Below are 12361 nucleotides of genomic sequence, written 5' to 3' on the forward strand. Positions count from 1 at the left end.
AGAGGATGACAGGATTGAGAATGCTTTGTGAATATGGACAGGTATTCATTCATGACTCGGAGGTTGCAGACATATGACGACTCATTTACAGCCTAAAGGGATTGGCAATATGGAGAAGTTCGACTTGCTTCCTGTATTAAAAGACGGCGTGCAGGTTCACTATGAAGGAAGCATCGACAAGCAGGGACGAAATGCAGACTGGGACTGGTGGCTTTATAAGGACAGAGAGGAGTGGGTCATTTTTGATTATTGCGGCCCAGGCTGCATCTATAATTTTGTCCAACACCGTTATCCCGAAAGTCCGGAACCGACCTTTTCCTTTTATTTTGACGGCGAAGATACACCCCAATATGTGATCAAGGCCTCCGAATTCGGGAGTAAATTTCCTTTCGTAACTCCGCTGGCAGACGCTTATCTTGGCCCCGAGGACAATGGGCGCGGACCGATACGCGTTGTTCGAAGTTATGTCCCTATGCCCTTTGAGAAATCATGCAGAATCACTTCGGATATTCAACTGAAAGGAGCTGCCAAAGGGCATGGCGGATGGGGCCATGTCGTTTATCATTCCTATGATGACTCTGATCAAATATCTACGTTCACCGGAAAAGAAAACTATACCCCGCTGATTGAAATATGGTCTCGGGTTGGTGAAGATCCCAAACCAGCCGTAAAATGCAAATCCCGATATTACGAAATGCTGACCGTTAAAGCAGGAGAGAAACGAACCATTCTGGAAGAGGTGGGTCAAGGCAGTATCTCCTCGATAAGCGCTGCATTCAATCCCCACTCCTTTTCATCCGAAGACCTGCAACACCTCTGGATCAAAGCAAGCTGGGATAAACATGAACAACCGGATATTTGGTGCCCCATAGGTGTATTCTTTGGCAACGAGCTTGGATTCAATCCTGTCGGTGTACTGTCGCATGGAAGAAGAGGGGACGGATTATTCTATAACTATTTCTCCATGCCGTACTGGGAGCATGCGGTAATTGAACTGGTGAACAAAGGGAACCGTGGCGCCTTATTATCCGAATTACACATTGAATTTACAGCAGAGCGAAACGCGGTTTATGAGAAGGGTCGAACCGGTTATTTTCGCACATCGAAATATTATGAACGTTTGGCAACAGAAGGGTCTGACAGCATCATCGGTCAAATCAAGGGAAAAGGACATATGGTGGCTGGACACGTAACAGGCTTTACCCGTAAACCAGGTACTATCAGCTGTGAAGGCGATGTCCGTATCCACATTGACGGCAATGCGACACCACAAGTTGAAAGCGACGGTTCCGAGAGCTGGGTATGTTATGGTTGGGGATTTCCCACGCCGCCTGAATGTAATCCATCCAGCGCCTATGACGGAATCCCTGACAACCCATGGTCCATGGTCAGAATGTGCAGCGGTGACTGGTATCCGTTTCAGACGGAGCTTGTATTTGGTATCGAAGCAGGCGAGTATAACAACCAGTATCTCGAACATTCAGGCATTCTGTTCTACTATGGTGTGGACGAACCCGGAATGGTTCTGACGGACGAAATGGATATTGGCGATCCGATATCGGAGAGGAACCATGATTACAAAACAGAAGGCAGCCGCGGTTACTATACTCTGGATTCAGCTTATGAAGGCGACCAAGACGATATCATAATTCGTGATAGAGGTCATGAGACAGATGGTTATAGTGAATTCACAATCCGTATCAGGGAGGACAACAGAGGCGTAAGACTGCGGCGGCGGTGTGATCAGATCACAGGCAGACAACGGGCCTTCGTTCATGTAGATGGGGTGAGAGTAACAGAAAGAACGTGGTACACGGCGGACCGAAATCCCTATAAACGATGGTTGGATGATGAGTTTGTAATCCCTGAATCCTATACCAGAGGAAAAAAGGAGCTGCATATTCGAGTCGAATTCATTCAGGACGGCGAGGCCAGAGCATGGAATGAATTCCGTTATTGGGTATATGCGATGAACTAGAGGAACGGAAAGATGAGCTGGACGTTCGACTCTTTCACTCAGTTCCTAATCAAGAGTTCAAACAGACATTATTTGAGGGAACTACGGATATCCCTTATATGCTTGACGAACCTATTTAGAAGAAAAGCTGCGTTCGTAAATGGTTATGGTTTATCAAAAATGGTCTGGACCCGAATGGACAGCCGTATGTTATGGCAGTCACATTCCATCGTAGTGAAGTGGATGAACTGGCCATTAAGAGTCTTGGCGATTCCGTTCGGGATACAGCGCAGTATGATAACCTGAATCCGGATGGGCTAACACCTCAAGCACTGACCGCCCCAGAAGGTGAAGGATATATGGATCAGAGTATTACGAGAGCCATTATTGCTCCAAGTGAAGCTGAAGCCAACACTGTATTTGACAAGATGCTGGAGGATATGAAGAAGGCTGGCGATGAGAAAGTGGAAGATATCATTAACGAGAAATATGCTCAGCGTATGGAACTGTGGTCTTCAAAATAATTGGAAATAAACTTATAAATAAAAGTGTCCCGGGCGATTGCTCGGGGCGCTTTTTATTTGTGGACGCATTTAATCATAAATCCGTACGAAGTGAGAGGTAATTCATAGATCAATTAACAATTTCTTTGACTCTAATTGACTAAATCATTTCTTATCTGATGAACTAGTAAAAATGCTACAGAAAGTGGGAACAACATCTATGATTCCATTTGTATATGACCAGATTAACCATTGGGGAAAAGACGACGAGTTTTTCCTTGCCTTACCAAATATATTAAAAGTAGAGTCTATCGTTGACTTAGGCTGCGGAACAGGAAGATGGACGACTCATCTTGTTCAGTACGGTTATAAAATTACAGCTATTGATCCCCATGAAGAAGCAATTGAAGTAGCGAGAATTAAAGATAATGCAGACAAAGTGAATTGGATTGTAGGAGATAGCTCAAATTTACAAATCAATACCAATGACGCGGTTATTATGACTGCCAATGTTGCACAGGTATTTCTTACAGATGATAGTTGGAAGAAAGTAATCTCAGACGTATTTCGATCCCTAAACGTTGGCGGTCACTTTATTTTTGATATTAGAAACCCTTTGGCAAAAGTGTGGGAAGAGTGGGAGAAGGACGGGACGCCGGACTTAGCTAAAGATATGCGAAGTGGAGTACCCTCTTGAAATCTCTACAGAATATGAAGGGTTTGAGGGAGATATCTATACTTTTTATGAAACTGTGAAAAATACAAAAACAGACGAAGTCCTAGTTCATGAAAAAATGCAGATCAGATTTCGAAATCAAGAAGAATTGGATGAGTCGCTGAAACAAACAGGGTTTTCGGAAATTGAAACATATGGCGATTGGGAATTTGAACACGCAAATTCTAAAAATCGATCCTTTATTTTTCATTGTGTAAAATAGAGTCATGCACAGAAATTAAAATCTTTAGCCTTTAGCTATGGTGTCAGACATTCCCAATCGTATATTTCAAGGCAACCGGATCAAGTTGCTAAATTTCAACCGAATTCTTTACCGAAGTCCTCCATCTTTTCAAGAATTGGAAGTAACTTCATTCCCTTTTCTGTCAACGAGTACTCGACTCGTGGAGGAACTTCCGGATAAATATCACGTTGAATAACGCCATCATTCTCTAATTCCTTAAGTTGCTTGGTAAGTGAGCCTTGAGAAAGATCCCCAAGGAATTTTTTGATGTCCGAATAGCGACGTGTTTCATCTTTTAGATACCATAATATAAAATACTTCCATCGTCCGGAAAGAACATTTTGCGTAAAGGCTATCGCGTACATATCACTATTTCCATCGATGAACTCTTGCTCAAATCCTTCATTACAAACCCGCATTGATATCACTCCTATTCTATAGGTACAGAAAGATGTACTATGTTCATTTATATTGCCCTCTTTGCAAAACAAACGAACACACTTAAGATTGGGTCAACAACCAAGACAATTTAATTTTGTTTTATAACATAATATTATTTTTTAGTTATATATTTAGCATGCTAAGTAATTATTATATTTTTCAATGTCATCTTTAGCAAGCTAGACTATTAAATTAATTGTGTATTGTAAATCCACTACTTGCTTATATGGAATGAATGAAGGAGAAGAATTATATGCAACAAAATAAGAAGATGCAATTGGCTCTACAGATGGTTTCGGGATACGGCGGTGAATTCAGCGCTTGGAGAGTGCCTGGCACTGACCCAGCAGCTTATACAAATATAGATAGTTATGTAGAACGGGCGAAGATAGCCGAAAAAGGGAAGTTTCAAATGATTTTTATTGCCGACACTCCTTCATTAACTGTGAACTTAGGCCCTCAGACGCCTGCGTTCCCAATGGATCCAACGTTGGCTCTAATGGCCGTAGCCCGAGAAACGAAACACATTGGACTTGTTGCTACACTCTCTACGACATTCAACTATCCATACAACATTGCGCGTCAGTTCAAAGCACTGGATGTAATTAGTCAAGGACGTGTAGGGTGGAATGCGGTTACAACATCCGACCCCTCAGCTGCTGCAAATTTTGGTGCCAAAGTTGCCAACCGTAAAGAGCGGTATGACAAAGCACATGAAAGTATACAAATTGTTCAGGCTTTGTGGGGGAGTTGGGAGTCCGATGCTTGGACACTTGATGTAGAGGGAGGGCAATTCGCTGATATGGACAAAATCAAGCCAATAAACCTTCAAGGTCAATATTATGCATCTCGTGGTCCTTTGCCAATTCCCCCTTCTGCACAAGGCCAACCTGTTATCTTCCAAGCGGGAGGAGGAGGTGAGGGATTAGAATTAGCTGGGAGATATGCCTCGGGCGTGTACGCGAATCCCTATGATATCGAATCTGCTCGTGAACAAAGACAAGCGATTCGGCAAAGTGCCGTTCATTTTGGGCGAGAACCTGATGATATCAAAATGTTTGCTGGTTTTATGTTTTCGCTGGCATCTACCGAAGAAGAAGCCTTGAACCGTCGAAAACAGCTTATGAGCTTTAATCCTCAGGAGATTCCTAGTCGGGTAAGTTATCTCGGTTCTATGATCGGTTTAGCCTTGTCGGTAAACTCGATAGATATTGATAAACCAGTACCTCCTGACTTGTTGAAACATGCATATGCTCATCCAATGGACCCAAGATCACCAAAAGCTTTGCAATTACTGCAGCAAGGGCTATCCATTCGCGATGTTCTTGCCCATGGGGTCATTAATTATCATCCTGTCGTTGCAGGAACACCCACACAAGTTGCTGATTTTTTAGAAGAATGGTTTTTGGCTGAAGCTTGTGACGGCTTTTCGGTCGTCCCCGATATAGCTTTTGATGGCGTTGCGGATTTTGTAGAGCTGGTTGTGCCTATCTTACAGAAACGTGGTTTGTTTCACACTGAATACGAAGGAAAAACCCTTCGAGAGAACATGGGCGTTCCATACGAATATGGGATGCGGGTATTGAAATAAACAAATAAAGGAGAGATTACATGAATCACACACTTGAGTTGCTTCATAATCACACATCGTATCGTACGTACACATCGCAACCCTTAGCAGAGGAACAAGTCGATGCGATCTTTAAGGCCGCCAATCAAACTTCATCGTTCAGTCTTTTGCAGGCCGTGTCCATTGTTCGTATCACTGATCCGGTTCTACGAAAAAAGGTGAGAAAACTTTGTGTTGATCAACCTTATATTGAAGAGGCGGCAGAGTTTTGGATTTTTTGTGCGGATTTTAACCGAAACCATCAAATTGCTCCGGATGTAGATATCGAATATATTGAATTCCTCTTGATTGGTTCATTCGATGCCGGGCTCATGGCACAAAATGCATTAACTGCGGCTGAATCCATGGGACTAGGCGGTGTTTTTATTGGTGCGGTCAGAGCTAATATTGAGGAATTATCAGACTTGTTGGGCTTACCGAACTATGTGATTCCCTTGGTGGGATTATGCATAGGCAGTCCCACGGGAGATAAACCTGAACTGAAACCTCGTCTGCCTCAATCTATGGTTTTACTTGAAAATCAGTATCAGGCACTCGATCAAGATATAATGGCTAGCTATGACGAAACCATGTTGAATTACTATGAGAATCGTCTGGTAAGAGCTCCTTTCACAGTCAAAAAAGTAACAGGATGGAGTGACCACATTCAGGATCATCTACAAAGAAGTATCCTACCTCAAATGATGGACTATTTGAACAAACAAGGATTTGCTAAAAAGTAACACGGCACACCTTATCAAACAATTAAAATGAAGAACTATGCTATGAGGTAACATGACTCACAAAATGGAATATCAAAAAGGGGAGCAAAAAAATGAGATTTGGAATAATCGGAGCAGGACCCATTGCATTATCTATTTCGAAAAAGTTGGTAAATAATAATCACGATGTGAAAATTGCAGATGCTCGTGATATAGAACGGTTGAAAGGGAAACCTATTAACGCAATACCTGTAAAGGTAGAGGATGTCATTTCCAATATTGATGTTCTCATTATATCAATTCCTCTTCATGCGCTGCCTAATATTCGTAGTGTAGTTGAAAAAGCGGCGGATGAAGTTATTGTAGTCGACACTTCCAATTACTATCCTCAAATGGGAGTGAAAATTGATGACATCGAGAATGGGATGGTTGAAAGTGTCTGGGTTACAAAACAATTAGGCAGATCAATTATCAAAGCTTTTAATAATTTGTTAGCCTATACTTTAGAACATGAGGGTACACCGGAAGGAAGCAGTCATCGCATTGCGGCAGCTATTGCCGGTGATGATCTTCAGCAAAAGCAAACAATTATGAGCATAGTCAGTGAATTAGGTTTCGATACAGTGGATAGCGGGAGTTTAAATGATTCATGGAGACAGCAGCCAGGAACACCAGCATATTGCACAGAACTAACCCAAGAGGAATTAAGTGAAGCACTTCAAAAGGCCAAAAAAGAACAAGCCCCATTTCTGCGGGACAAAGTTATGGAGAAGCTGATCGCGGCTTCTGGTGGATATTCGCATAAAGAAATCGTCAACCTAAATAGAGAAATGTATAATTCCTAAATCAATAACTCGGATACTAATATAGAAGAAGCGGCAGATGAGGACACGCAATAATGTCTATCTGTCGTTTTTTTGAAATTTTGGGTCACATGCAGTACGGTTCCCAGAGAGATATTTGCTAGAAATGATGTCCTTAGCACCTGGGTGTTTGACTTGAAAGTGAATTGACTCCTAAAATAACGTCGTGATACATTTAGTTTGCTTAATATTAATCAGTTTAAAGGGAGGGATCATATATGACAGATGCAGTAGACTGTGACATTCGACAGTCTTTAGATCGGATTTCCTCCCAAATGCGTCGTAATTATAGTGAATCACTGCGGGAACTTAATCTTTATGTAGGGCAGGATAATTTGCTCTATCGTCTGTGGACAGGTGACGGCGTAACACAGATGCAGCTATGTGAACACTTAAAATGTGAGCCTCCAACAGTAACAAATATGGTTAAATCACTGGAGCATAATGGATTTATATATCGCAAACGGGATGTACAAGATGCGCGAGTCATGCGTATTTATCTGACCGAAAAAGGGAAAGAATTAGAGCAACCAGTCAATAAAAAATGGAGGGAGCAACAAGCAAAATTGCTTCACTCCATTTCTGAGGAAGAACGTCTGATCTTAAGAAAGCTAATGCACCAAATGGAGAGGAATATAATACGACCGGGGATCGGTTGCAGTTTTGCTGAAATGTAATCAACTGAGCGAAGATACTCGGCAGCACTGACCGAATGTCGCGAGACGAGAACATGTTTCCACTTAAGTCGCTAATTTAGCGGCTTTTTTATTTTATCTGTACCGATTACCGGAATGGACAAGAGCATATTTAAATCCCTTAATTTGCTTGATGTCTTGGATTCTAAAACTCTTAAAATTCTCAGTTTAATGGGCAGGTTAGTTTTAAATTTAACGGGATTATATTTTTGAATTTGAATAGTACCTATGCTATCATTTACACAAATATTTATAAGAGGAGTGCTTACTTTGAGAAGCGTCAACATACATATTAGGGATATTTCCGTCGATGATGCTGCTGGACTACTCCAGTTGCAGAAAGAAAACCGTGATTTTTTTGAAATCTACGCACCGATACGCACCGACGATTTCTATACGATAGAAGGACAGCTTAAGTATATTCAAAAGCAGGTCGAAGCTAGAAAAAATGACCAAGCATATAATTTTGGAATCTTCACAAACACCGATAATATGTTAGTGGGGACGGTAAGCCTTTTCCACGTGATGCGGGGCCCACTTCAAAGTGCATACATCGGATACGACTTAGATCAAAAAAGTAACGGTAGAGGCTACACAACTGAGGCTGTTCGGTTAGTCGTTGACTATGGCTTCAATAAATTAAAATTACATAGAATTGAAGCAGGGGCAATGACGCATAATATCGCCTCAATTCGAGTGCTTGAGAAGGTTGGTTTTCAAAAAGAAGGTATTGCTCGACAGAATGTTCATATTAATGGAAAATGGGAGGATCATCAGATACTCGCGATTCTTAATCCATACAGTTAGTTCTTTAGAATATGAGTAGTACTGCCTCCATATAACTTTACGTTATAGAGTATAGTAAGACGGGAAACGTTAGCTCAATAATATGAAAAAAGCAGCTGATCAATGTGATTGGCTGCTTTTTATTTTAACTATCGAGCAGGATCATTCAATGACTAAAAGGAAATAAATCAACGAAACAAGTGTCGAGGGACAAGAACATGATCCCATTGAATTGAAGTCGCTATTTTAGCGGCTTTTTTATGTTATCGGTAGAAGTTCTTGCCCCGAATCAAAGACAAGAACTTCTACCGATTACCGAAATGGACAAGAATATATTCCTTTTTCCGATTAGGTGAATATCTATGTGGTCAGGAGAGCCTAACTTCGGCAAGCGCTTCCCTACGAAGTCATCTCATTGCGTTGGCACTTAAGGACCCGTTTGCATTGGGGAAAATCGATTAATTAAAAGATATAAACAAAAATTTAATAGCGATTACTTCCGGGGATGAGAGAATAATCACTATGTATATTTGCGTATTTTTTTAATTTTTGTCCTCCACATGTGTACAAAGAATAAAAATGATGCTACATTGAAATTAGTAAAATCCCATTAACAACAAGGTTTTTTTGCATAATGACATGTCTCCTGTAAAAGGACAAACGTATATTAAGGAGGGAATCGAATGTCAAGTCAAGCATTGGACCAATTTTTAAGTTCGAACATCGAAGATATAAAGAATAAAGGTCTATATAACTCCATCGATACACTGCAGGGTGCAAATGGTCCTGTTATTCGTATTGACGAAAAGTCCCTAATCAATTTGTCTTCTAATAACTATCTAGGCTTGGCAACAGATTACCGACTGATTGATGCTTCTGTTAAGGCGGCGCAGACATACGGGGCAGGAGCAGGGGCTGTGAGAACAATTAATGGTACGATGGATCTTCATATTGAGCTGGAAGAAAAACTGGCCCGTTTCAAACAAACGGAAGCCGTTATCGTGTATCAATCTGGATTTAACTGCAATATGGCTGCGATATCCGCGGTAATGGACCAACATGATGCGATTTTATCAGATGAGCTGAACCACGCTTCCATTATTGATGGCTGCCGCTTGTCGAGAGCCAAGGTAATTCGCTTTAAGCATTCGGATATGAATGATTTAAGACGGCTGGCGAAAGAGACCAAGGAATCCGGTCAGTACCATAAAATTATGGTCATCACCGACGGGGTTTTCTCCATGGATGGTGATATAGCAAAGCTGCCCGAAATTGTGAAAATAGCAGAAGAATTCGATCTGATTACTTATGTGGATGATGCCCACGGTTCGGGCGTTCTCGGAGCAGGTGCAGGAACCGTGAAGCATTTTGGATTGTCCGACCGTATCGACTTTCAAATTGGTACTCTTTCCAAGGCAATTGGCGTTGTCGGCGGTTATGTGGCGGGAAAAAAACAACTGATCGAATGGTTGAAGCTGAGAAGCCGCCCGTTTCTGTTCTCCACATCTCTACCTCCGGCTGCAATCGCTTCCTGTAGCGCTTCGATCGACATTTTGATGAATGACAAGGAGCTGATTGAAAAGCTGTGGGAGAACGGCAATCATTTGAAAAATGGCTTGAGCAGGCTTGGATATAATGTAGGTCAAAGTGAAACACCGATCACCCCTTGTATCATTGGTGATGAATTAACCGCCCAAGAGTTCAGCAAACGACTCTATGAAGAAGGCGTGTACGCTAAGGCCATCGTGTTTCCGACAGTCCCGAAGGGAACCGGAAGAATACGCAACATGCCGACAGCAGCCCATACTAAGGAGATGCTCGAACAGGTGATCTCCGTTTATGAGAAAGTTGGCACAGAAATGAAGCTGATTTAGCTACATTCGCGGGAGACTATTTCGGGAGGAATGTCTTATGAAGAAGATATTGGTGACCGGAGCACTGGGCCAGATCGGTTCTGAGTTAGTTGTTAAATTACGTGAGATTTATGGTGCGGATCACGTTGTTGCTACGGATCTCAGGTCATCATCCCACGAGATCACCCGATCCGGGCCATTCGAACTGCTGGATGTGACAAATGATAAAGCGATGTTTGAAATCGCCAAGCGGTACGAAGTAGATACCGTCATGCATTTGGCTGCGCTACTCTCGGCTACGGCAGAGGAGAAGCCCCTGCTTGCCTGGAATTTGAATATGGGCGGATTGATGAATGCACTTGAAATATCCAGGGAGCTCAGTTGCCAATTTTTCACTCCGAGCTCCATTGGATCTTTTGGCCCTTCGACTCCGAAAGATAATACCCCGCAGGATACGATCCAGAGGCCTAATACGATGTACGGCGTGAACAAGGTGTCCGGCGAACTGCTTTGTGATTATTATTTTCACAAATATGGTCTTGATACCAGGGGACTGCGATTCCCGGGTTTGATATCTTATATGACGCCTCCCGGCGGAGGAACGACGGATTATGCAGTGGAAATTTACTATGCAGCTGTGACGAGTGGTCGGTATACATCTTATATCGCCAAAGACTCAAATATGGACATGATGTATATGCCGGATGCGCTGAACGCCATCATTGATTTAATGGAAGCGGATTCATCCCATTTGATACATCGAAACTCATTTAATGTCACCGCAATGAGCGTCGATCCAGAAGCGATCGCTGCCGCGATTCGGGAAGAGATTCCCGGATTCATCCTGGATTATGACGTTGATCCGAAGAGACAGGCGATAGCTGATGGCTGGCCGCATTCCATTGATGCGACAGCTGCGAAAACAGAATGGGGATTTCATGCCCGCTACGACTTGAAGACCATGACGAAAGATATGCTATCACAGTTAAGTGAGAGACAAATGCTTCGCAAAGCTTAATGTTATTGTAAACTTACAGTACAGAGCGAGTAGAAATAAGGCTGGGTTGAAGGAACAGAACATGTTGATTACGAAATTTATCATTTCCATTAGGCCAACGGGCAGGATAGTGGTAAAGCGAAGAACGGAGATGTTTTGATTTATCTTCAAGCGTACAATATTATTTTTTAAAAGTGTAATCACAGAAAAGGAGCCATCATTCGAGGGGCTCCTTTTCTGTGATATCTACCCAGCTACTGTTCGCAAGCATTTATCACTCATCATCTATTGGAATACCTGCGGCTTTTAAGTGTCCATGAGTGAGAATTTTTCCGAATTGAGAAGCAAGTTCACTTGGAGTATAAGAAAAATCATTTTTAACCCACCATATTACAATGCCCATAAAAGTAGATGCGATATATTGAAGTAATAATTCCTTTGAAATCTGAAGGGGCATATTATCCAAGCCATCTTCCACTGTATTTTTTATAATTTCCTCCATCTTTGATTGAAACCCATAAATTCTATTCTCATCAAGTAACAATGCTTTATAAAAGGGAATATTGCCTTTAATTTTCTCCAGTATGGTTTGCATTAGTTGTTCAAGCATAAAGCCGCTTATAGGAGATTTGCTGCTCGAACAAAGATTGAGTGTACTCTTTAGTTCTTCTAATAATTCGTCCATAGATACGTTTAACAAATCGGGTTTGTTCTGATAATGAAGGTAAAAGGTATTTCGGTTAATCATCGCCTTATCGGCTATATCTTGAATCGTAATTCCTTCGTACCCTTTTTCATTAAGAAGTTCTATAAACGCCTTTTTTATCGAATGTTTGGAGCGAAGGATACGCAAATCGATTTTTTTGCTCATTATGGCTCATTCCCTTAACTTTTTTTGTTAGATATACGACATTTAAGTTGAAACTGTATTTTATCTCTCAAAATCAAAATTATTAAACATTGAATGCTGACCTTT

General features: G+C 41.8%; 12 protein-coding genes. 10 read left to right on the forward strand and 2 right to left on the reverse strand.

All coding sequences use genetic code 11. From position 1 onward, the window contains the following. Positions 1-73 precede the first annotated feature (73 nt). From MKX40_RS16135 to MKX40_RS16145, 3 genes are all read left to right on the forward strand, one after another. Positions 74-1978: a DUF2961 domain-containing protein gene (locus tag MKX40_RS16135; RefSeq protein ID WP_339233913.1), complete on the forward strand. Its 1905-nt coding sequence runs from the start codon at positions 74-76 to the stop codon at positions 1976-1978. A 191-nt stretch (positions 1979-2169) separates the two neighbouring features. After that, complete coding sequence (locus MKX40_RS16140; protein WP_339233916.1) at positions 2170-2481, forward strand: hypothetical protein; 312 nt, start codon at positions 2170-2172, stop codon at positions 2479-2481. Between the two features lie 199 nt (positions 2482-2680). After that, a complete protein-coding gene (locus MKX40_RS16145; RefSeq protein ID WP_339233918.1) occupies positions 2681-3157 on the forward strand; it encodes a class I SAM-dependent methyltransferase in 477 nt (158 codons plus the stop codon). Between the two features lie 336 nt (positions 3158-3493). Here MKX40_RS16145 and MKX40_RS16150 read toward each other — a convergent pair whose 3' ends face one another. After that, entirely contained in the window at positions 3494-3838 is a 345-nt protein-coding gene (locus MKX40_RS16150; RefSeq protein ID WP_339233920.1) for a helix-turn-helix domain-containing protein, read from the reverse strand. A gap of 275 nt (positions 3839-4113) precedes the next feature. On the opposite strand from MKX40_RS16150, the gene MKX40_RS16155 reads away from it, so the two are divergent. The 7 genes from MKX40_RS16155 to MKX40_RS16185 all read left to right on the forward strand — a co-directional run bounded on the left by MKX40_RS16155 (position 4114) and on the right by MKX40_RS16185 (position 11406). Beyond that, positions 4114-5451, forward strand: coding sequence for an NtaA/DmoA family FMN-dependent monooxygenase (locus tag MKX40_RS16155; protein WP_339233922.1), 1338 nt, complete (start codon positions 4114-4116; stop codon positions 5449-5451). Positions 5452-5471: 20 nt separating this feature from the next. Then, positions 5472-6212: an oxygen-insensitive NADPH nitroreductase gene (gene nfsA, locus MKX40_RS16160; RefSeq protein WP_339233924.1), complete on the forward strand. Its 741-nt coding sequence runs from the start codon at positions 5472-5474 to the stop codon at positions 6210-6212. 92 nt (positions 6213-6304) lie between these two features. Beyond that, positions 6305-7036 (forward strand): NAD(P)-binding domain-containing protein, encoded by a 732-nt coding sequence (locus MKX40_RS16165; protein ID WP_339233926.1) that lies wholly within the window; start codon positions 6305-6307, stop codon positions 7034-7036. A 236-nt stretch (positions 7037-7272) separates the two neighbouring features. Next, positions 7273-7731 carry a MarR family transcriptional regulator gene (locus tag MKX40_RS16170; protein WP_339233928.1) on the forward strand — a complete coding sequence of 153 codons (459 nt, stop codon included), beginning with the start codon at positions 7273-7275 and terminating at the stop codon, positions 7729-7731. Positions 7732-8019: 288 nt separating this feature from the next. Beyond that, positions 8020-8556, forward strand: a complete 537-nt coding sequence (locus MKX40_RS16175; RefSeq protein ID WP_339233930.1) for a GNAT family protein — start codon at positions 8020-8022, stop codon at positions 8554-8556. A 662-nt stretch (positions 8557-9218) separates the two neighbouring features. Further along, positions 9219-10409, forward strand: coding sequence for a glycine C-acetyltransferase (locus tag MKX40_RS16180; protein WP_339233933.1), 1191 nt, complete (start codon positions 9219-9221; stop codon positions 10407-10409). A 37-nt stretch (positions 10410-10446) separates the two neighbouring features. Then, complete coding sequence (locus MKX40_RS16185; protein WP_339233935.1) at positions 10447-11406, forward strand: L-threonine 3-dehydrogenase; 960 nt, start codon at positions 10447-10449, stop codon at positions 11404-11406. A gap of 253 nt (positions 11407-11659) precedes the next feature. Here MKX40_RS16185 and MKX40_RS16190 read toward each other — a convergent pair whose 3' ends face one another. Beyond that, positions 11660-12256 (reverse strand): TetR/AcrR family transcriptional regulator, encoded by a 597-nt coding sequence (locus MKX40_RS16190; protein ID WP_339233937.1) that lies wholly within the window; start codon positions 12254-12256, stop codon positions 11660-11662. Positions 12257-12361: the final 105 nt, after the last annotated feature.

It is taken from the genome of Paenibacillus sp. FSL R5-0517, assembly GCF_037974355.1.
In the GTDB taxonomy this organism is placed as follows: domain Bacteria; phylum Bacillota; class Bacilli; order Paenibacillales; family Paenibacillaceae; genus Paenibacillus.